The 20,270-nt window shown below is 70.9% G+C and carries 17 protein-coding genes; 11 read left to right on the forward strand and 6 right to left on the reverse strand.

The window, feature by feature from the left end:
- Positions 1-12 precede the first annotated feature (12 nt).
- Together BKA15_RS24960 and BKA15_RS24965 are read right to left on the reverse strand one after the other, a co-directional pair.
- Positions 13-1,329, reverse strand: a complete 1,317-nt coding sequence (locus tag BKA15_RS24960) for a UDP-glucose dehydrogenase family protein (protein WP_179755414.1) — start codon at positions 1,327-1,329, stop codon at positions 13-15.
- Entirely contained in the window at positions 1,330-2,520 is a 1,191-nt protein-coding gene (locus tag BKA15_RS24965) for a GNAT family N-acetyltransferase (protein WP_179755415.1), read from the reverse strand.
- 174 nt (positions 2,521-2,694) lie between these two features.
- Here BKA15_RS24965 and BKA15_RS24970 point away from each other — a divergent pair, with 174 nt between their 5' ends.
- The 4 genes from BKA15_RS24970 (at position 2,695) to BKA15_RS24985 (ending at position 7,848) form a co-directional block, all read left to right on the forward strand.
- On the forward strand, positions 2,695-4,077 hold the full coding sequence (locus BKA15_RS24970) for a hemolysin family protein (RefSeq protein WP_218872351.1): 1,383 nt from the start codon (positions 2,695-2,697) through the stop codon (positions 4,075-4,077).
- A gap of 11 nt (positions 4,078-4,088) precedes the next feature.
- Positions 4,089-5,156 (forward strand): tryptophan--tRNA ligase, encoded by a 1,068-nt coding sequence (gene trpS / locus BKA15_RS24975; RefSeq protein ID WP_179755419.1) that lies wholly within the window; start codon positions 4,089-4,091, stop codon positions 5,154-5,156.
- Between the two features lie 41 nt (positions 5,157-5,197).
- Entirely contained in the window at positions 5,198-6,430 is a 1,233-nt protein-coding gene (locus tag BKA15_RS24980; RefSeq protein WP_179755422.1) for a phosphotransferase, read from the forward strand.
- 71 nt (positions 6,431-6,501) lie between these two features.
- Positions 6,502-7,848, forward strand: coding sequence for a serine hydrolase domain-containing protein (locus BKA15_RS24985; protein WP_179755424.1), 1,347 nt, complete (start codon positions 6,502-6,504; stop codon positions 7,846-7,848).
- Between the two features lie 12 nt (positions 7,849-7,860).
- Here BKA15_RS24985 and BKA15_RS24990 read toward each other — a convergent pair whose 3' ends face one another.
- Both BKA15_RS24990 and BKA15_RS24995 read right to left on the reverse strand, forming a co-directional pair.
- Entirely contained in the window at positions 7,861-8,280 is a 420-nt protein-coding gene (locus tag BKA15_RS24990) for a GNAT family N-acetyltransferase (RefSeq protein ID WP_218871560.1), read from the reverse strand.
- Complete coding sequence (locus tag BKA15_RS24995; RefSeq protein WP_179755426.1) at positions 8,277-8,762, reverse strand: pyridoxamine 5'-phosphate oxidase family protein; 486 nt, start codon at positions 8,760-8,762, stop codon at positions 8,277-8,279. Before BKA15_RS24995 ends, BKA15_RS24990 begins: the two co-directional genes overlap by 4 nt.
- An 85-nt stretch (positions 8,763-8,847) precedes the next feature.
- On the opposite strand from BKA15_RS24995, the gene BKA15_RS25000 reads away from it, so the two are divergent.
- Positions 8,848-10,740: an ABC transporter ATP-binding protein gene (locus BKA15_RS25000; RefSeq protein ID WP_179755428.1), complete on the forward strand. Its 1,893-nt coding sequence runs from the start codon at positions 8,848-8,850 to the stop codon at positions 10,738-10,740.
- A gap of 2 nt (positions 10,741-10,742) precedes the next feature.
- A complete protein-coding gene (locus BKA15_RS25005) occupies positions 10,743-12,554 on the forward strand; it encodes an ABC transporter ATP-binding protein (RefSeq protein ID WP_179755431.1) in 1,812 nt (603 codons plus the stop codon).
- 3 nt (positions 12,555-12,557) lie between these two features.
- Here the strand turns inward: BKA15_RS25005 and BKA15_RS25010 are convergent, their stop codons facing one another.
- Both BKA15_RS25010 and BKA15_RS25015 read right to left on the reverse strand, forming a co-directional pair.
- A complete protein-coding gene (locus tag BKA15_RS25010; protein WP_179755433.1) occupies positions 12,558-12,935 on the reverse strand; it encodes a VOC family protein in 378 nt (125 codons plus the stop codon).
- A gap of 70 nt (positions 12,936-13,005) precedes the next feature.
- The gene (locus BKA15_RS25015; RefSeq protein ID WP_179755435.1) at positions 13,006-13,266 is read right to left on the reverse strand and encodes a putative endonuclease domain-containing protein; all 261 of its coding nucleotides are present in this window, start codon (positions 13,264-13,266) and stop codon (positions 13,006-13,008) included.
- Positions 13,267-13,677: 411 nt separating this feature from the next.
- Here BKA15_RS25015 and BKA15_RS25020 point away from each other — a divergent pair, with 411 nt between their 5' ends.
- The 5 genes from BKA15_RS25020 to BKA15_RS25040 all read left to right on the forward strand — a co-directional run bounded on the left by BKA15_RS25020 (position 13,678) and on the right by BKA15_RS25040 (position 20,269).
- The gene (locus BKA15_RS25020; RefSeq protein WP_312879272.1) at positions 13,678-14,856 is read left to right on the forward strand and encodes an amidohydrolase; all 1,179 of its coding nucleotides are present in this window, start codon (positions 13,678-13,680) and stop codon (positions 14,854-14,856) included.
- 158 nt (positions 14,857-15,014) lie between these two features.
- Positions 15,015-16,142 carry a BMP family lipoprotein gene (locus BKA15_RS25025; RefSeq protein WP_179755439.1) on the forward strand — a complete coding sequence of 376 codons (1,128 nt, stop codon included), beginning with the start codon at positions 15,015-15,017 and terminating at the stop codon, positions 16,140-16,142.
- A gap of 31 nt (positions 16,143-16,173) precedes the next feature.
- Complete coding sequence (locus tag BKA15_RS25030; RefSeq protein ID WP_179755441.1) at positions 16,174-17,799, forward strand: ABC transporter ATP-binding protein; 1,626 nt, start codon at positions 16,174-16,176, stop codon at positions 17,797-17,799.
- Positions 17,796-18,986 carry an ABC transporter permease gene (locus BKA15_RS25035; RefSeq protein WP_312879274.1) on the forward strand — a complete coding sequence of 397 codons (1,191 nt, stop codon included), beginning with the start codon at positions 17,796-17,798 and terminating at the stop codon, positions 18,984-18,986. Before BKA15_RS25030 ends, BKA15_RS25035 begins: the two co-directional genes overlap by 4 nt.
- Positions 18,983-20,269, forward strand: a complete 1,287-nt coding sequence (locus BKA15_RS25040; RefSeq protein WP_179755443.1) for an ABC transporter permease — start codon at positions 18,983-18,985, stop codon at positions 20,267-20,269. The genes BKA15_RS25035 and BKA15_RS25040 overlap by 4 nt, the downstream gene beginning before the upstream one ends.
- The last annotated feature ends 1 nt before the right edge of the window (position 20,270 follow it).

Consider the following 20,270-nt stretch of genomic DNA (forward strand, 5'->3'; position numbering starts at 1 on the left):
CCCTCAAGGTTCTCAGAGGGTGGCGGCTCGGCCGATCTGGACCAGCTTCCAACCCGCGTCGCGCCAGGTGGGGGCGTGCAGCTTGAGCCGGCCATCGATGATGATCTTGGACCTGACCAGCGGGGCCAGCTCGGCCGGGTCGAGGTAGCGGAACTCGGGCCAGGCGGTCAGGTGCAGCACGATGTCGGCGTCCCGGACCGCTTCGATCACGCTGCCGACCTGGGTGAACCCGTCCCGCGGGGCGAGGTGGGCCTGCGGGTCGTACACCTCGACGATCGCGCCGCGATCATGGAGATAGTCGGCCACGGTGAGCGAGGGGGAGTCCCGGGTGTCGTCGGTGCCCTCCTTGAAGGCGGCCCCGAGTACGGCGACCTTCTTGCCCGCGATCTCGCCGCCGAGCTGATCGATCGCCAACTCGGCCAGCTCGACCCGCTGCGCGGAGTTGATCACCTCGACACTCTTGATCAAGTCGCTCAGCACGTTCACGCCGAGCTCGTCGGCCCGTACCGCCAACGCCCTGATGTCCTTGGGGAAACAGCCGCCGCCGAACCCGAGCCCCGGGCTCAGGTGACCGCGACCGATCCGCGCATCCAGGCCGAGCGCGTCGGCCAGCACGGTCACGTCGCCGCCGGCCACCTGACACAGCTGCGCCATCGCGTTGATGAAGCTGATCTTGGTCGCCAGGAACGTGTTCGCCGCCTGCTTGATCAACTCCGCGGTGGCCAGATCACACGTGATCACCGGCGTCTCCTCGGACAGCGGGATCGCGTACACCTGCTTGAGCAACCGCAGCGCATGATCGGACTGCACGCCGAAGACCAGCCGGTCCGGTCGCAGCGTGTCACCGACCGCGAAGCCCTCGCGGAGGAACTCCGGCTGCCAGGCCAGCTCGATCCCGTCGCCGGCCGGAGCCAGCCGGCGGAGCCGTTCCTGCAGCGCCGGCGCGGTGCCGACCGGGACCGTCGACCGGCCGACCACCAGGGCCGGCTTGGTGAGCTTGGGCGCCAGGGCGTCGATCGTCGCGTGCAGCTGGCTCAGGTCGGCCGAGCCGTCCGGCAGCTCGGGCGTGCCGAGCGCCAGGAAGTGCACGTCGGCCCAGTCGGCGATGTCGTCGTAGTCCAGGGTGAACCGGAGCCGGCCGGACCTGGTGTGCTGCTCCAGCAGGTGTTCCAGGCCGTTCTCGAACATGTGCGGCTGGCCGGCGTTGAGTTTCTTCACCACCTCCGGCACGATGTCGACGCCGATCACCTCGTGGCCGAACTCGGCGAGCCCGGCGGCGAGCGTCGTGCCCAGATAGCCCGTCCCGATGACGCTGATCCGCAAAGTCACTCAGCGAGTGTGGCACACGCGATGGAACAACAGGAGATCGTCCACCGTGCCGTCGGCGAGCACCTCGGCGGCCGGCTGGGTCCCGATCAGGACGAAGCCGGCCCGCTCCGCGACCCGCCGGGAGCCGGTGTTGCTCGCCGCGCACCGGATGAGTACCGAACGCACCGGAATCGGCAGCCCCGTCGAGTGGCCGCCCAGGAACTCGGCCACGGCCCGGACGGCGGCGGTGGTCAGCCCTCGACCCCGCGAATCCGGGTGCGCCGAGTAGCCGAGCTCGGCGCGGCCGGCGTCGGACAGCGCGACCGTGATCGTTCCGGCGGCGACGCCGACCCCTGGATCGGTGTAGCACCAGCCGAAGCCGCGGCCGGTCGTGGCGGCCTCGCGCAGCGACTCGACGAAGTCCAGCGCATCCCGCGTCGTGTACGGGTACGGCAGCCGCGGCGCGAACCGGCGGGTGCCCGGATCCGAGCAGATCTGGACCAGCCGCTGCGCGTCGTCCTCCGTGTAAGGACGCACCAGCACCGGCCGGCCGGGCCCGGCCCGGTCACCCGTCAGCACTGGATTCTCCGGCAGCCGGATCGGTTGCCGCGGATCGTCCGAGGTCATCGTGGCGACCCAGCCGTCGACCAGCTCGCCGCGGATGTCCAGCGAGCGCCGGATCCGGCCGTCGAACCGGAACCCGGCCGACGCGGCAACCCGCCGGGACGGCCAGTTGCCGACCCGGGCGCGCCAGCGGAGCACCCGTACGCCCAACGCGTCGAACCCGTGATCACGGACCAGGCGCACCGCGGTGCTCATCACGCCGTGGCCGCGGGCTGACGGATGCAGGCTGAAGCCGATCTCGGCGCTGCCGTCGTCGCGCAGCCCGAGATCGATCGCCCCCGCATAGCGGTGGCCGCGGCCGAGATCGGCGTCGATCGCCCAGCCGAACCCGGTCCCGGACCGCCAGCCCGACGGGATGACCTCGAGGGCGTACTCGCGGGCTTCGGCGAGCCCGTACCCGTCGGCGGGGATCGGCACCGGGGTCCAGCGACGCGCATCCGGATCGTTGCTCTGCTCGACGATCGCCGGCAGGTCGGCCTCGGTGTGGGCTCGCAGCCGTACCCGTCCGGACGGGTCGGTCAGGATCGGGACGTCATCGGGGAAGTCGCGGCCGCGCCGGGCTCCGGCACTCGGTCGATCGGTCGCCATGGGCCCATCCAACACCACTAAAGTGTGGCCGGTGATCAGCGAACACGCGCCGGATCCGGGTCTCGTCCCGGACTCCGAGGACGCTCAATCCGACGACGGGGAAAGCCACAGTACGAAGCAGGTGTGTTCGTGAACGACACCCTGCTGAACATCCTCGTCATCTTCGTCTTCATCATGATCGGCGGCGTCTTCGCGGCCGCCGAGATGGCCCTGGTCTCGTTGCGGGACAGCCAGGTCAAACAACTCGCCCAGCGGAGCAAGAGCGGCCGCACCGTCGCCCGGCTGAGCGAGAATCCGAACCGATTCCTGTCCGCGGTGCAGATCGGCGTCACGCTGGCCGGCTTCCTGTCCGCGGCGTTCGGCGGCGCGACGCTGGCCGACGACCTCGGCCCGGTGCTGGCCCAGGTGCTGCCGATCTCGGAGGCCGTCGGCAGCACGATCGCCCTGGTCGTGGTGACGGTCATCATCTCTTATGTCTCGATCGTGGTCGGCGAGCTGACCGCGAAGCGGCTGGCGCTGCAGCGGGCGGAGTCGTTCGCGCTGGCCCTCGCGCCGCTGGTCGACTTCATCGCCCGGCTGGCCCGGCCGGTGATCTGGCTGCTCGGGGTGTCGACCGACGGCCTGGTCCGGCTGCTCGGCGGCGACCCGAAGGCGTCTCGTGAGGAGGTCACCGACGAGGAGATCCGGTCCCTGGTCAGCACCTCCTCGACGCTCGGCGCGGAGGAGCGGCAGATCGTCGAGGACGTCTTCGCCGCCGGCGACCGCGGACTGCGGGAGGTGATGGTGCCGCGGACCGAGGTGGACTTCCTGCCCGGCGACATGCCGGTGCACCGCGCGGTCCGGGAGACCGCCGACGCGCCGCGGTCCCGCTATCCGGTCACCGGCCAGTCGGCCGACGACATCCTCGGCTTCATCCACGTCCGGGATCTCTTCCACAGCGACCCGTCCCGCAGCACGGTGCCGGTCCGTGAACTGGTCCGGCCGGTGCTCTCGCTGCCCGAGACGGTACGGGTGCTGCACGCGCTGACCATGATGCGGCGGGAGTCGGCGCACCTGGCGATCGTCGCCGACGAGTACGGCGGCACGGCCGGCATCGTCACGATGGAGGACCTGGTCGAGGAACTCGTCGGCGACATCACCGACGAGTACGACATCGTCACCGAACGCCCGGCCGACAACGGCGGCGAGGTGATCATCGACGGGCTGACCACGCTGGACGAGTTCGCCGAGCGGTTCGCGCTGGCCCTGCCCGACGGCCCGTACGACACGGTGGCCGGGTTCGTGGTGGCCCGGCTGGGCCGGTTGGCCAAGGTCGGCGACCTGCTGGTCGAGGTGGTCGGCCCGGTCGAATCGGACGACGATGACGTGGTCCCGGTCCGGTTCGCGCTCCGCGTCGCCGAGCTGAGCGGGCGCCGCGTGACGGCGGTCGGAGTGCGCCGGCTGGAGGCGCCGGACCCGGCCGCGGAGCGCCAGCCCAGCGCCGATCCGGAGTCGAACGGGCGCGGCGGGCCGAGTGGGCGTGAGCCCGGTGCGCCGGGCCCGGCGGCGGGTGCGTAACAATGTCGCCCATGTCTGCAGACACGACGACCGCAGATCCGGCCGCGACGGCCGGCGCTCAGGGCCGGGACGACCGGACCACGAAGCCGCGGGTGCTCTCGCTGGTCCAGCCGACCGCGGCCTCGCTGCATCTCGGCAACTACCTGGGCGCGCTGCGGCAGTGGGTGCCGCTGCAAGATGATCATGACGCGTTCTACGGTGTCGCCGACCTGCACGCGCTGACCGTGGAGCAGGACCCGAAGGAGCTGCGGCAGCGCACCCTGCGCAGCGCCGCGCAGTTGATCGCGGCCGGTGTCGATCCGGAGAAGTCGACGATCTTCATCCAGTCGCACGTGCCCGAGCACACCCAGCTGAGCTGGATCCTGGGCTGCCTGACCGGCTTCGGCCAGGCGAATCGGATGACCCAGTTCAAGGACAAGTCGGCTCGCGGGCTCGGTGATCAGGCGAGCGTCGGCCTGTTCACGTACCCGATCCTGATGGCGGCGGACATCCTGATCTACAAGGCCGATCGGGTGCCGGTCGGCGAAGATCAACGGCAGCATCTGGAGTTGACCCGGGACCTGGCGTCGCGGTTCAACCACCGCTACGGCCGGACGTTCGTGGTGCCGGAGCCGCACATCGTCGCTTCGGTCGGCCGGATCGGCGACCTGGCCGACCCGGTCGGCAAGATGAGCAAGTCCTCGTCCTCGCCGGCCGGGATCATCGAACTGCTCGACGAGCCCAAGATCAACATCAAGAAGATCAAGTCGGCGGTGACGGATTCGGAGCGGGAGATCCGGTACGACCTGGAGGCCAAGCCGGGCGTCGCGAACCTGCTGACCATCCTGTCCGCGCTGACCGGGACGCCGATCGATGCGCTGGTGGAATCCTTTCGGGGCTTGGGATACGGAGATCTCAAGGGCGCCGTGGCCGACGTCGTGGGCGAGGTCGGCGGAGCGTACCGGGAGCGGGCGCTCGGCCTGATCGAGGAGGGCACCGAGCTCGAGGGCATTCTCGCCGCCGGCGCGGAGCGCGCCCGGTCCATCGCGGCCGCCACCGTGGCCGAGGTCTACGACAAGGTCGGCCTGCTGCCTCGCTGAGGCGCCCCGCTCCCGTACCGGCATGCAAAGATCGATCCGTGATGAGTAGCGTCACCCGCGACCCCGACGGCTCGGGCCTGCTCACCTCGCCGGAAGTGGCCGATCTGCTGACCGCCGCGGTGGCGCACGGTGGTGGCCGGCTGGTCTCCTGGCAGCTGGACCACGTCGACGCCAACCCGCGCCGGTCGACGACGGCGACCTATACGGCGACGGTGGACTGGCCGTTCGGCCGGCGGACCGAACTGCTCGGCGCCAGCGCCCGCGCCGGCGGCCGCTCCACCAGTGACGAGAACGCGGTGATCTTCGCCGACGGCGAGCGGGAGGTCGCGGTCTGGCTCTATCCGCGCGACCCGGAGCTGCCCGGCCTGGTCCGGGCCGCGTTCGCCGATGACGTCGCCGAGCTGCTGACCGTCCACCAGGTGCTGTCGGCGCCGGTGCTGCCGGGGCAGGTCGAACTGGAGATGATCGGTTACCGGCCGCGCCGGCGGGCCGTGCTGCGGGCGACCGTGACGACGGCGGCCGGGCCGGAGACGTTCTTCATCAAGGTGCTCCGGGAGCGGTTGTTCGAGCCGACCGTGCGGCGGCATCAACTGTTGCTGGCGGCCGGGGTGCCGGCGCCGCCGATCGCCGCCGTCACGCCGGACTTCCTGCTGGTGCTGCGGCAGTTGCCCGGCCGGCCGCTGGCCCAGGCGATCTTCGATCCGGAGCCGCCGTGCACCGCCGAGCAGTTGATCGGCGTGCTGGACGCGATGCCGGTCGAGGTGGCCGCGCTGAGCCGGCGCAATCCGTGGTCCGACGCGGTGGAGCAGTACGCGACCATGGTCGCGGCGGCGCTGCCCTCGCTGCGGCCGCGGCTGGACTGGCTGACCGAGCAGATCCGGACCGGCCTGGCCGGGATCCCGCTGGGCACCGAGCCGACCCACGGCGATTTCCACGAGGGTCAGTTGTTCGTCTCCGCCACCGGGGTCAGCGGCATCCTGGACATCGACACGATCGGCCCCGGCCGGCGCGCCGATGATCTTGCCTGCCTGCTGGCCCATCTGTCGTCCGTGCAGCGGATGAACGCCGAGCAGGCCGCCCGGGTCAGCCGGCTGATCCGGGACTGGGTGCCCGTCTTCGACACCCGGGTCGATCCGGTCGAGCTGCGGCTGCGGGCCGCCGCCGTCGCGATCTCGCTGGCCACCGGTCCGTACCGAGGTCAGGAGCCGGCCTGGGAGCACGAGACGACCATGATCATCGACGCCGCCGAACGGCTGATCCGCAGCATCGGGTGACGCCGCGCTTCCGTCCGATACCGGTCAGCAATTCGCTTCCGGGGCCGGAATGATCATCGTAATCTGACCGGATGACGGAACTCCGCGACCGCATCGAAGCCGCCCGTGCCGCCTACGCCGTGCCCGGCTTGAGCTGGGCCATCCACGATGATCATGCCGTGGCCGACACCGGTGCGCTCGGCGTCCGGGAGGCGGGCGGAGACTCACCGGTGACGGAGACGACCCGGTTCCAGGCCTGCTCGATCAGCAAGCCGGTCGCCGTGCTCGGGATGCTCCGGCTGGTCGACCGCGGACTGCTCGACCTCGATCAGGACGTCAACGAGCGGCTGACCTCCTGGCGGATTCCGCGGAACGGTACCTGGCAGCCGGTGATCACGTTGCGGCACCTCGCGAGCCACTCGGCCGGCCTGACCGCCTCGGGCTTTCCCGGCTATCGGCGAACGGACCCGCTGCCCGACCCGGTGCAGATCCTGAGCGGGGCCCATCCGGCGAACACCGAGGGCGTCCGCGTCGACACCATGCCCGGCGTCCGGATGCGCTACAGCGGCGGCGGCATGACGGTGATGCAACAGCTGCTCGAGGACGTCACCGGCACGCCGTTCGCCGACCTGATGCGGGAGCTGGTGCTGGACCCGATCGGCATGGCCGACAGCGATTTCGCCCAGCCGCCACCCGCGGCGGTCCATGATCGTCTGGCCAGCGGGCACGACGCGTACGGACGTCCGGTCGAGGGCGGTTGGAACCTCTATCCCGAGCAGGCCGCTGCCGGGCTGTGGACCACGCCGGCCGACCTGTGCCGGTGGGCCCTGGCGGTCCGAGCCGCCTACCAGGGCGCCGTCGACGCCGTACTGTCCCGAGGGCTGGCCCGCGAGATGTTGGCGCCGCGGCTGCCGACCGGCAAGGCCCAGACCGGCGGCTTGGACGAGATCGGCCTCGGCGTCTTCCTGGCCGGCCGCGACGGGCAGGTGCGCTTCGGTCACAGCGGCAGCAATGTCGGGTTCCAGTGTCATGCGCTCAGCTATCACGAGCTCGGCTCCGGCGCCGTCGTGATGTCCAACAGCGACCGGGGCTACTTCGCCGTCCAGCGGGCGCTGGCGGCGATCGCCGAGCGCTGCGGTTGGCCCGACTATCCGGACGATCTCGAGGAGCCGAAGCAACCCGATCGGGACTCGGTCGCGGCGCTCGCCGGACACTACCGGCTGCACGACGCGTCGGCACTGAGCCTGCGGCCGGTCGAGGACGAGTTGGCGGTCCGGTTCGACGGCCAGCCCGAGATGATCTTCGGTTTCGTCGGCCAGCAGGACGGGCAGCTGATCTTCGCCTCCCGGGTGATCGGTGTCCGGCTCGAACTTGAACTCGAGGGGACCAAGATCACGGTGCGTCAGGACGGCACGACGATCACGGGCACCCGACATTAGGGACGCGCGACACTAGGTCCACAGGGCCATGCCGATGGAGCGCTCGCGGTCCTCGGTGAAGCCGTGCTTGGCGTACAGGCGGCGGCCGGGCGGGTCGGCCATCAGAGAGACAAAGGCCTTCGGCGGCGCTGCGGTACGGATCTCGTCGACCAGCCAGGTCAGCACCGTGTCGCCGATGCCCTGGCGCTGATGGCCGGGCAGGACGGCCATGTCGACGATGTGGAAATACCAGCCACCGTCGCCGATCACGCGTCCCATGCCGACCGTCTCGCCGCTGTCGTGGACCACGTGGCAGGCGCGCCAACTGCCGGGCAGCGCCAACTCGGCCTGCTCCTCGGTACGCGGCGTCAGTCCGGACTCGCGCCGGAGCCGCAGGTAGTCGGGCACCGGCGGTACGCCGATCCGGAGCCGGTAGGCCGCGGGCAGGCTCACTTCCGGACCGCCCGCTCGGGCTGCCCGGGCTGCCAGACCGTGATCAACAGTCCGTTGTCCATCTCGACCGAGGACGCGCCTTCGATGTCGGCCACGTAGAACGGATCGAACCGCTGACCGCGCAGGTCGAAGCCGCTCTCGGCGAACAGCCACTCGGCGAACCGCCGGTGCAGTTCCTCGTCCTGCAGGTCGTGCACCACGCCCCACAACTTGGCGTCGCCCTCGCCGACGTACGGATCGACCGTGGCCGTGTGCAAGGTGAACCGGGGATCGCGGCCGAGGTCGCCGAACTTCGTGGTCCCGGGCATGCCCACGATCACGAGTTGATCTTCGAAGATCCGCGGCTCCACCGGACTGATCCGCGGATAGCCGTCGGAGCGCAGGGTGCCGAGCAGGCACAGATAGCCGGTCGCGGCGTGGCGGCGGGCGAACAGGCCGGACACCCTCGGCGACTCCTCGGCGAACTCCTTCCAGGTCGTCATGGCGCCACGCTAGCCCGCCCGGCCCCGGCTTGTCTGGCGTCCCAAGGTCTTGCTCGCGACATCAGAATGATGTCATGATGGCGCCATGATGGTGCGAACTCGGCTGGCCCGGCTGGCCTCGTCCGGCCGCGGCGTGCTCACCCTGATCCGACTGCTGCCCCGCCTGGACCGGCGACTGGCGGCGATCCTCGGCGTGTCCGTCCTCGTGACCGCTGCGTTGCCGGTCGCGGCGGCGGTGCTGACCGGGCTGCTGATCGGGTCGATCCCAGCGGCGGTGGCCGGCGGTTCGGGCTCCGCCGCGATGACCGAGACGCTGCGGCTGCTCGTCGTGGTCGGCGTGCTGGTGCTGGTCGACCGGATGGTGGCGCCCGTCGCGACCACCGCGGGCCGGGCGCTCGGCCGCGAGTTGGACAGCCACCTCGCCGAGCGGGTGATGGCGGCGGTCGGCCGGCCGGAGGGCATCGCCCACCTCGAGGACCCGGAGACGCTGGACGAGATCCGGATCGCCCGCGGCCTGGGCAGCGACCTGAACCGGGCCGGCCGCGCGGTCGAGGCACTGCCGCGGGCGCTGCCGTCCTGGCTCCGGGCGCTCGGCTCGGCCGGCGTCCTGTTCGCCCTGGAATGGTGGCTCGGTGTGATCTGGCTGATCGTCTGGCCGCTGACCCTGCTGCTGATGCAGCGCGAGTACGTCAAGATCGGCGCGGTCATCTACGGCCAGAGCAGCGCGCTGCGGCGCTCCGAGTATCTGCGCGACCTCGCCCTCGAGGCGGGGCCGGCGAAGGAGCTGCGGATCCTCGGCCTGCGGGACTGGCTGATCGGCCGGTTCGAGGAGTCCTGGCTGGCCGCGATGCGCCCGGTCTGGCGGTCCCGGCGGCCGGATCCGCTGTCCGTCGGCGGCTCCGTCCTCGCGATCATCGTCGTCGACACGCTCTCGTACGGACTGCTGGTGGCGGCCGGCCTCGGCGTCGGGCCCGGGCCGGGCCAGCTCTCCCTGGCCGCGGTCGCGGTCTTCGTCCAGGCGCTGGCCGGCGTGAACTCGTTCATGGCCTTCGACGACGACAACGCGCACCTGGCCGCAGCGGCCCTGCTGGTCCCGAAGGTGCTGGCGATGTCGGACCGGCTCGATGCCGCCGACGCGCTGGCTGCGCCGGAGCGGGCACCGGCGCTGACCCGGCGTCGCGAGGTCGCGCCGGAGTTGCCCCGCGACGAGCTCCGCTTCGAGGGCGTGACCTTCCGCTACCCGAACGCGGAGAAGGCCGCGATCGACGGCCTGGACCTGGTGGTGCCGGCCGGCCGCTCGCTCGCCGTGGTCGGCCGCAACGGCGCCGGCAAGACGTCGCTGGTGAAGCTGCTCTGCGGGCTCTACCGGCCGACCGCGGGCCGGATCACGGTGGACGGCACCGACCTGGCCGAGCTGGATCCGGACGGCTGGCGGTCCCGGCTCGCGGTGCTGTTCCAGGACTTCGCCCGCTACCACCTGACCATCGCCGACAACATCGCCCTCGGCGCCCCGCAGCATTCGGGCGACCGGGACCGGCTGGAGCTGGCGGCCCAGCGGGCCGGCCTGGAGTCGGTGATCGAGGTGCTGCCGGACGGCTGGGAGACGGTGCTGTCCCGCGAATACACGGGCGGCGTCGACCTCTCCGGCGGCCAGTGGCAGCGGGTCGCGCTGGCCCGGGCCATGTTCGCCGTCGACGCCGGCGCCCGGGTGCTGGTGCTCGACGAACCCACCGCGGCGCTGGACGTCCGGGCCGAGGCCGCCCTCTACGACCGCTTCCTGGAGCTGACCGAGGGCCTCACCACCTGGCTCATCTCGCACCGGTTCTCCACCGTCCGGCGGGCCGACCGGATCGTCGTCCTCGACCCCGACCGGGGCGGGATCGCCGAGGACGGTGATCACGACCGGCTGCTCGCGGCGGGCGGTGCCTACGCCCGGATGTTCACCCTGCAGGCCGAACGCTTCGCCGGACGGAGTTGATCATGATCAAGGAATGGGGCAGCACGGCGCGCCGGTTGTGGCGGGCCTACCGGATCTCGCTGGGCTTCGGCTTCCGGGCCGCGCCCGGCGCCGCCGCCGGGCAGTTGATCACCGGCGTGCTGATGGCGGCATTCGGTCCGCTGCTGGCGTACGGCGGGAAGTTGATCATCGACGCCGTGGCGGCCGCGAATCTGTGGCTCGGCCTGATCACCGGGCTGGTGATCGCGGTGCTGATCGGGCTGTCGCTGCTCAACGTCTTCGTGTACGTCAGCTTCGTCTTCGTCGTGCTGGAACGCGCCCGGGAGCTGGCCGACCGGCGCCTGATGGAGCTGGCCGGCGGCACCGACGGGATCGCCCACTACGAGCGGTCCGACTACCTGGACCAGATGCAGCGGATCCGGGAGGATCGGGACGGCCTCGGCACGATGGTCAACGCCACCACCGGCATCGTCCGGGCCCTGGTCGGCTTGGTCGCGTCGGCGATCATGCTCGCCGCGATCCACCCGGTGCTGCTCGGGTTGTTGATCATCGCCGTCGTCTCGGTGCTGGTCGGGCGGCGCAGCACCGATCTGGAGATCGCCGCCGACGAGGCGACCAGCGAGCCGGAGCGCCGGCGCCGGCACCTGTTCGCGGTCGGTACCGAGGCCGACACCGGCAAGGAGCTGCGGATCTTCGGCTCGGTGGACGACCTGGTCCGGCGGCACCGGGCGGCCGCGGCGCAGGTGAACGGGGTCCGCAACGCCGCCGGCTGGCGGGCGACCCGGCTACGGCTGCTGGACGCGGCGATCTCGGCGGCCGGCTACATCGCCGCCGTGGCGGTCGTGATCATGCTCGCGCTGGCCGGCCGGGCCACGCCGGGCGACGTCGTGCTCGCGGTCGGCCTGGCCACCCAGCTCGGCGGCATGGTGATGGTCGGCGTCGCGTACGGGACGAGCTTCGTGCGCGGCCTCAAGACGGCGGATCGCCTGCTCTGGTTGGAGGATTACGCCGCGACGGCCCGGCACCGGCCGGCGGATCCGGCGCCGGTACCGGACCGGCTGGACGACGGGATCACCCTGACCGACGTCTCGTTCGGCTACCCAGGGGCGCCGGGCGGACGCGGCGTGCTGGACCGGGTCTCGCTGAAGCTGCCGGCCGGCGCCGTGGTCGCGCTGGTCGGCGAGAACGGTGCCGGCAAGACCACCCTGGTGAAGCTGCTGTCCGGCTTCTACCGGCCCGACGCGGGCTCGATCAAGATCGACGGCACCGACCTGGACCGGATCGATCCGGCCGACTGGCGGCGCCGGGTCAGCGCGACGTTCCAGGACTTCGTGGCGTTCGAGTTCCTGGCCCGCGAGGCCGTCGGCATCGGCGACCTGGACCGGATCGACGACCGGGACGCCGTCGCGGAGGCCGTCGCCCGGGCCGACGCGGGGCCGGTCGTGGCCGATCTGCCGGACCGGCTGGACACCCAGCTCGGCACCGCCTGGGGCGGCATCGACCTGTCCGGCGGCCAATGGCAGCGACTGGCTCTGGCTCGTGGCCTGATCCGGCCGGATCCGCTGTTGGTGATCTTGGACGAGCCGACCGCCGCGCTCGACCCGCAGACCGAGCACGCGCTCTTCGAACGCTTCACCGCCGCGGCCGGCGACGCCCGCAGCCGGGGCGGGGTGACGCTGCTCGTCTCACACCGCTTCTCCACGGTACGGATGGCGGACCTGATCATCGTTCTCGACCAGGGCCGGGTCCGCGAGGTCGGTGATCATGAAACGTTGATCAAGCGCGGCGACCTCTACGCCGAGCTCTACGAGCTGCAATCGAGGGCGTACCGCTGATCATCAGCCCGGATCGGACACACAGAACTCGTTGCCCTCCGGGTCGAGCAGCGTGGTCCAGCCCTCCCGCACCTGGTGCACGCTGGCGCCCAGCCCGAGCAGCCGGTCCACCTCCGCGGACCGGTCCGGCGCCTCGACCTCGAGGTGGAGCCGATTCTTGGTGATCTTGGGTTCCGGCACCTGCTGGAAGAAGAGCGTCGGCCCCGGCCCGCCCACCGCGACGGTCGGGTCGGTCTCCGGGGTCAGCCCGAGCCCGGCCAGCCGGGTGATCTCCGCCTCGTCGTACGGCAGCACGTCGTAGCCATCCAGCACCTGCGCCCAGAACTGGGCCAGCGAAGGAGCATGTCGGCAGTCGATGACGATCTCGCGGAGCGCGGCCATGCGGCGACGTTAGCCGCACGATCGGCGAGCGGCAACGGGCTTTTCCCCGGGATGCTGCACCCAGGTCGCTCTATTTCTGCCGATCTCGCTCGAACTGGCCCCGCTGGCCGTGCACCGCGTAGCCGTCCACCTCGATCCCGAGCAGGAGGCGGACGAAGGCCGCGTCGACGAAGTACTGCTGGGACCCGCACCAGACCTCGACATTGGTCCGCCAGCACAGCGCCGGGACGGTGCAGCGCAGCCCCTGGCGTTCCATGATCAGGTCCGGCGGGATCCGGCCGCGGTGCAGCCTGATCCCGGGCGGCGGGACGCGATCGGACGAGACACGCATGGGCACGATCGGCACGGCGACGTCCGGCCAGAAGGTGATCCTGGCCGCGCTGCGCCGAGCAGCACGCCGTCGCCGGACCAGAGCGCGGCTCCGTGGATCCGTGCCTCGGTCGAGGTCGCGAGGGCGGGGTCACAGTAGATGCCGGGATAGAGCCGGACGACGGCGCCGCGCTCGGCCAGGCGCAGCAGCTTGCGTTTGAGGTGCGGGCCTCGGGGCACGAACAAACCGGTCATATTCAGGGTGATGCGCAGCCGACGCCGGTTTCAGCCGGACACGAGAAAGTCTGTGGATGGGGGATTTGGTGGGTGGTCGTCTGTGGATGACCGGAATCCAGCGCACTCGGCGCGTCGGGCCGGGAAACGCCGCTTTCGGCCCGAGTGCGCTGGATTTCGGTCATGCCAGACTGGGGCCGTGGAACAAACCATCGCTGCGGCCGTGGCTGAACTGCGGGATCGGCTGATCGCGATCCGGCGCGACCTGCACGCGCACCCCGAGATCGGCCGTGCCGAGCACCGGACGACGGACCGGATCGGCTCGCTGCTGGCCGAGGCGGGGCTCGACTTCCGGGTGCTCGCGGTGGGCACCGGCGGGATCTGCGACCTCGAACCGATCGACGATGCCCCGGTGATCGGGCTCCGGGCCGACATCGACGCGCTGCCGATCTCGGACGGCAAGCGGACGCCCTACGCGTCGACGGTTCCGGGTGCCTGCCACGCCTGCGGCCACGATGTGCACACCACGGTGCTGCTCGGGACCGCGCTGGTGCTGGCCCGGCTGCGTCGCGACGGCCTGCTCCCGGGCGGAGTCCGGCTGATCTTCCAGCCCGCCGAGGAGACCACGCCCGGCGGCGCCCTCGACGCGATCGCCTACGGCGCCTGCAAGGACCTGAGTGAGGTGTACGCGCTGCACTGCGACCCGCGCACCGACGTCGGCCAGGTCGGGCTGTCGCCGGGGCCGATCACGTCGGCCGTGGACAAGGTCCATGTCACGCTCACCGGCTCCGGCGGCCACACCTCGCGGCCGCACCTGACCGCGGACCTGGTCGGCGCCATCGGCGCGCTGGCCACCCAGGCACCGCTGCTGCTGTCCCGCCGGATCGATCCGCGCGGCGGCGTGTCGCTGGTCTGGGGCCGGATCCACGCCGGCAGCGCCGCGAACGCGATCCCGCAGTCGGGTCAGATCGAGGGCACGCTGCGGGCGCTGCAGTTGGCCGCCTGGCAGGAGGCGGAGGGCCTGCTGCCGGCGCTGCTGGCCCAGATCGTCGAACCGTACGGCGTCTCCAGCGAGATCGTGATCAGCCAGGGCGTCCCGCCGACGGTCAACCACACCGAGCAGGTGAGCCGGATGGCCGCGGTGGCCCGGATCATGCTCGGCCCGGACAGCGTGCAGCCGACCGAGCAGTCGTTGGGCGGCGAGGACTTCGCCTGGATGCTCCGCGAGGTGCCCGGTGCGCTGGCCCGGCTCGGGGTCCGGCCGGTCGGCGTCGGCCGGGTGCCGGACATCCACACCCCGCTGTTCGATGTGGACGAGGCCTGCATCGGCGCCGGCGTCAAGTTGTTGACCGGCCTGGCGGCCGGGGTCGCTCGGTGATCATCCGCCGCATGGTTACAACTGGGTATCCACCCCGTGCGGGTTTCTCGGCCCCAGCGATCAGCCATTACAGTGCGGAATGACCCGATAGCCAGGGCAAGGATGAGGCGTTGATCCCGGGCTCGGGAGGACGTTTCAGCGCGCCGAGGAGGCAGTACGTGAAGAAGTCTCTCATTGCCGGACCCGCGATCGCGGCGGCGGTCATCCTGACGATGGCCGGCTGCGCCGAGCCGCCGGGTGCGACGCCGACCTCGGCCGCGCCGGGCGGCGACCCGTCCAGCTCCGCTCCGGCCGGCGCCAGTGACTTCAAGGCCTGCATGGTGTCCGACGCGGGAGGCTTCGACGACAAGTCGTTCAACCAGACCTCGTACAAGGGGCTGACCGACGCGAAGACCGAGCTGGGCATCGAGACTGGCCAGGTCGAGTCGACCAACACGGCGGACTTCGCCAAGAACATCCAGTCGATGGTCGACGCCGACTGCAACATGGTCGTCACCGTCGGCTTCCTGCTCGGCGACGCCACGCTGGCTGCGGCCAAGCAGAACCCCGACGTCGAGTTCGCCATCGTCGACTTCAACGACCCGGCGAAGTTCGCCGAGGTGCCGAACCTGAAGCCGCTCGAGTTCAACACCGCCGAGTCGAGCTTCATGGCGGGCTATCTGGCGGCGGGCATGACCCAGACCAAGAAGGTGGGGACGTTCGGCGGCGCCAACATCCCGACCGTGACGATCTTCATGGACGGGTACGCCCAGGGCGTGCAGTACTACAACGAGCAGAAGGGCGCCTCGGTCCAGGTGATCGGCTGGGACGCGGCCAAGCAGGACGGCCAATTCGTGCCCGGCGACAAGCCGTTCGAGAACGTCGCCGGCGGCAAGCAGATCGCCGAGAACCTGTCCAGCCAGGGCGCCGACATCATCTTCCCGGTGGCCGGCCCGTCCGGTGAGGGCGCGCTGCAGGTGGCCAAGGCCAGCGGCGGCAAGGTGAACGCGATCTGGGTCGACACCGACGGCTGCATCAGCGCCGAGGCCTACTGCCCGAACCTGATCTCCAGCGTCTACAAGGCGATGGACGTCGCGGTGAAGGACTCGATCGCCGCGGCGGTCGACGGTTCCTTCAGCAACGAGCCGTACGTCGGCACGCTGGCCAACGACGGCACCGGACTGTCCCCGTTCCACGAGTTCGACGGCAAGGTCCCGGCCGAGCTGAAGACCGAGCTGGACAAGATCAAGGCCGACATCCAGGCCGGCACGATCAAGATCGAATCCAAGGCCCAGCCGAAGCAGTAGTCGTTCCCGTCCGAGCCGGAGGGCGTCGCAGATGACGAGCACTGCCGCGCCGGAGCCCGGTCACGGGCTCCGGCTGATCGAGATCACCAAGCGGTTCGGTTCGCTGGTGGCCAACGATGCGATCAGCCTGGACATCGTTCCCAGTGAGATCCATTGCCTGCTGGGGGAGAACGGCGCTGGCAAGTCGACCCTGATGAACGTCCTGTACGGGCTGCTGCAGCCCGACGGGGGTTCGATCGAGGTGGACGGCGTCCCGCTGGTCTCGCGCAACCCGAAGCAGGCGATGGCCGCCGGGATCGGCATGGTGCACCAACACTTCATGCTGGTCGACGTGTTCACGGTCGCCGAGAACCTGATCTTGGGCCGGGAGCGTTCCGCGCTGCTCGATCTCAAGCGGGCCCGGCGTCTGGTCCGCGAGTTGTCCGGCCGGTACGGGCTCGACGTCGACCCGGACGCGAAGGTGGAGGACCTGCCGGTCGGGATCCAGCAGCGGGTCGAGATCCTCAAGGCGCTCGCCAACGATGCCCGGTTCCTGATCTTCGACGAGCCGACCGCGGTGCTCACCCCGCAGGAGACCGACGAGTTGATCACCGTGATGCGGTCGCTCCGGGACGAGGGCAAGGCGATCGTGTTCATCACCCACAAGCTGCGGGAGGTGCGCGCGATCGCCGACAAGATCACCGTGATCCGGCGCGGCAAGGTGGTCGGCCAGGCCGACCCGTCCGAGTCCGAGGCCAAGCTGGCCGAGCTGATGGTCGGCCGCGCGGTCAGCCTGCAGGTGGCCAAGGAGGAGCCCGAGGTCGGCCCGGAACGGCTGGTGATCGACGGCGCCACGGTGGTCGCGCCGAACGGCACGGTCGTCGTCGATGATCTTTCGCTGGCCGCGCGCGGCGGCGAGATCCTTTGTATCGCAGGGGTCCAGGGCAACGGGCAGAGCGAGCTGGCCGAGGCTCTGATCGGTGTGGCGCCGCTGGCCGGCGGCACGGTGATCTTGGACGGCAAGCCGATCCAGCAGTTGTCGCCGCGGCGGCGGATCGACGCCGGCCTCGGTTACGTGCCGGAGGACCGGCAGCACGACGGCTTCGTCGGCACGTTCAGCGTCGCCGAGAACCTGGTCCTGAACAGCTTCGACGAGCCCCCGTACGCCAAGGGCCTGTCGCTGAACCTGAAGCGGATCGACCAGAACGCCGCCGAACGGGTCGGCGAGTTCGACATCAGGACGCAGTCGATCAAGGAATCGGTGGCGTCGCTGTCCGGCGGCAACCAGCAGAAGCTGGTGCTGGCCCGCGAACTGTCCCGGCCGCTGTCGGTGCTGATCGCCTCGCAGCCGACCCGGGGTGTGGACGTCGGCGCGATCGAGTTCCTGCACCAGCGGCTGGTCGCCGAACGGGACCGGGGCACCGCGGTGATCATCGTCTCCAGCGAACTGGACGAGGTGGCGGCACTGGCCGACCGGATCGCGGTCATGTATCGCGGCCGGATCGTCGGCATCGTCGAGCCGGACACGTCGCGCGAGGTGCTGGGCCTGATGATGGCCGGGGTGCCGGCGGACGAGGCGATGGCCTCGGCGTCGGTGATCAGCGCGAGCGAGGAGGACGCCATCCTGGACGCGCAACTCGCCGATCAGGCCGGTCCCGACGGGGAGGATCAGCGGTGAGGGTTCCGTTCTGGAAGAGGCTGCGCCGCCTGCCCTGGTCCGAGGTGGCGACGACCTCGGTCGCGTTCGTCCTGGCCTTGATCATCGGCGCGATCCTCATGATCGTTTCCGACTCGGACGTGCGGACCAAGTTCAGCTACTTCCTCGGCCGGCCGGGCGACGCGCTGGCCGCGTCGGCGGACAAGGTCGGCGGGGCGTACTCGGCCCTGCTCGCCGGCTCGCTCGGCGGGTACGGGCCGATCACCGAGACCACCGCGCAGGCGGCGCCACTGATCTGCGCCGGGCTCGGCGTCGGGCTGGCGTTCCGGGCCGGCCTGTTCAACATCGGCGGCCAGGGCCAGGCGATCGTCGGCTCGATCCTGGCCGCCTGGGTCGGCTTCGCGCTGCACCTGCCGCCGGTGATCCACCTGCTGCTGGCGATCCTCGCCGGTGTCGTCGGCGGTACGGTCTGGGGCGGCATCGTCGGCTGGCTGAAGGCGAAGGCCGGCGCGCACGAGGTGATCGTGACGATCATGCTGAACTACATCGCCGCCGGCATGCTGGCGTTCCTGCTCACCACGACGGCCTTCCAGCGGCCGGGCCGGACCGACCCGATCTCGCCCGAGGTGGACTGGAACGCGACGCTGCCCCGGCTGACCGGCGGCCGGCTGCACCTCGGCTTCCTGCTCGCCATCGCGGCCGCGGTGCTGGTCTGGTGGATCCTGGAACGGTCGACGATCGGGTACGCGATCAAGGCGGTCGGCGCCAACCCGAACGCGGCCGCGACGGCCGGGATGAGCGTGGCCAGCACGACCATGATCACGATGGCGGTCGCCGGAGCCCTGGCCGGGCTGGCCGGCGCCCTGGCGGCCTTGGCCCCGAGCAGCAACGGCTATGCCGTGCCGCTGTCGATCGGACTGGTCGGCAGCGTCGGGTTCGACGCGATCACGGTCGCGCTGCTCGGCCGGGCCCGACCGCTCGGCACGGTGCTGGCCGGGCTGCTGTTCGGAGCCCTGCACGCCGGCGGGCTGTCGATGCAGAGCCTGGCCGGCACCCCGCTCACGCTGACCACGGTGCTGCAGGCCCTGATCGTGCTGTTCGTCGCCGCTCCCGCGCTGGTCCGCACCGTAGCGCCGTTCCTCAAGACACGCGGGCTGCGGGACAAGGGTGCCGACAAGGTCGTACCGACGAGTGGAGCCCTGACGTGACGACCGTATCCGACGGCGTGCCGGCCGTGGTGGCGCGGCACCTGGCCGAGTCCGCCGAGGAGCGCCGGCAGCGTTACTCAGCCGGCGTGTTGATCATCGTCGCCGGCGTCCTGTTGTTGATCTTCCTGCTGTCCACCAGCGGTGAGGCGAAGTTCGCGCTGTCCAACGCGTTCGACGAGGTGCAGTTGCCGACGCTGGCCATTCCCGGCGTGGCCACGGTCGCCGTCTGCGGCGTGCTCTGTCTGCTGGCCGGGATCGGCTATCTGATCAAGCTGCCCGGCCGGCTGCCGGCGCTGGCCGGTGCCGTCGGCGGGCTCGCCTTCGTGGTCGGCTTCCTGGCCTGGGCCGCGGCCGGGCGGGATCTGCCGTTCCCGGTCAGCAACCAGCTGGCCGGCACGCTGACCGTCGCGACGCCGTTGATCTTCGGCGCGCTCTGCGGCGTCCTGTGCGAGCGGGCCGGCGTGGTCAACGTGTCGATCGAGGGCCAGTTCCTCGCCGCGGCGTTCGCCGCCGCGGTGGTCGGCAGCGTCACCAAGTCGGTGCCCGCGGCCCTGGTCGCGGCCATGATCGCCGGGGTCGCGATGGCGGCTCTGCTGGCCCTGTTCGCGATCAAGTACAAGGTGAACCAGGTCGTCCTCGGCGTCGTGCTGAACCTGCTCGCGGTCGGCGTCACCGGCTTCCTCTTCGATCAGTTGGTCGAGCCTGCCTCGGGCGAGTTCAACTCGGCGCCGGTGCTGGAGAAGATCGCGATCCCGGGCCTGTCCGCACTGCCGTTCTTCGGGCCGGTGCTGTTCGAGCAGACGATCTTGGCCTACCTGGCCGGCGTCTCGGTGCTGGTGGTCTGGTTCGTCTTGTTCAAGACGTCCTGGGGGCTGCGGATCCGGTCGGTCGGTGAGCATCCGAAGGCCGCCGACACGGTGGGCATCTCGGTGGTCGGCGTCCGCTGGTCCGCGGTGCTCGCCGGCGGCGTCTTCGCGGGTCTCGGCGGTGCCTTCTTCACGCTCAGCGCGACCGGGGCGTTCTCGAAGGAGATCACCGTCGGCAACGGCTTCATCGCCCTGGCGGCGTTGATCATGGGCCGCTGGCATCCCGGCTGGGGCGCGATCATGGCCCTCTTCTTCGGCTTCGTGACCCAGATGGCTTCGCAGATGCAGAGCCTGTCCACTCCGGTGCCGAGCCAGTTCCTGCTGATCTTGCCGTACCTCGCGACGATCATCGCCGTGGCCGGCCTGGTCGGCCGGGTCCGAGCCCCGGCCGCCGACGGCATCCCGTACGAGAAGTAGG

The organism is Microlunatus parietis (assembly GCF_013407955.1).
In the GTDB taxonomy this organism is placed as follows: domain Bacteria; phylum Actinomycetota; class Actinomycetes; order Propionibacteriales; family Propionibacteriaceae; genus Microlunatus; species Microlunatus parietis.

Coding starts and splice junctions, on each gene's coding strand:
- BKA15_RS24965 (WP_179755415.1), bottom strand. CDS start 2,520: ATGGCGACCGATCGACCGAGTGCCGGAGCCCGGCGCGGCCGCGACTTC.
- BKA15_RS24970 (WP_218872351.1), top strand. CDS start 2,695: ATGATCGGCGGCGTCTTCGCGGCCGCCGAGATGGCCCTGGTCTCGTTG.
- trpS (WP_179755419.1), top strand. CDS start 4,089: ATGTCTGCAGACACGACGACCGCAGATCCGGCCGCGACGGCCGGCGCT.
- BKA15_RS24980 (WP_179755422.1), top strand. CDS start 5,198: ATGAGTAGCGTCACCCGCGACCCCGACGGCTCGGGCCTGCTCACCTCG.
- BKA15_RS24985 (WP_179755424.1), top strand. CDS start 6,502: ATGACGGAACTCCGCGACCGCATCGAAGCCGCCCGTGCCGCCTACGCC.
- BKA15_RS24995 (WP_179755426.1), bottom strand. CDS start 8,762: ATGACGACCTGGAAGGAGTTCGCCGAGGAGTCGCCGAGGGTGTCCGGC.
- BKA15_RS25000 (WP_179755428.1), top strand. CDS start 8,848: ATGATGGTGCGAACTCGGCTGGCCCGGCTGGCCTCGTCCGGCCGCGGC.
- BKA15_RS25005 (WP_179755431.1), top strand. CDS start 10,743: ATGATCAAGGAATGGGGCAGCACGGCGCGCCGGTTGTGGCGGGCCTAC.
- BKA15_RS25010 (WP_179755433.1), bottom strand. CDS start 12,935: ATGGCCGCGCTCCGCGAGATCGTCATCGACTGCCGACATGCTCCTTCG.
- BKA15_RS25015 (WP_179755435.1), bottom strand. CDS start 13,266: ATGCGTGTCTCGTCCGATCGCGTCCCGCCGCCCGGGATCAGGCTGCAC.
- BKA15_RS25030 (WP_179755441.1), top strand. CDS start 16,174: ATGACGAGCACTGCCGCGCCGGAGCCCGGTCACGGGCTCCGGCTGATC.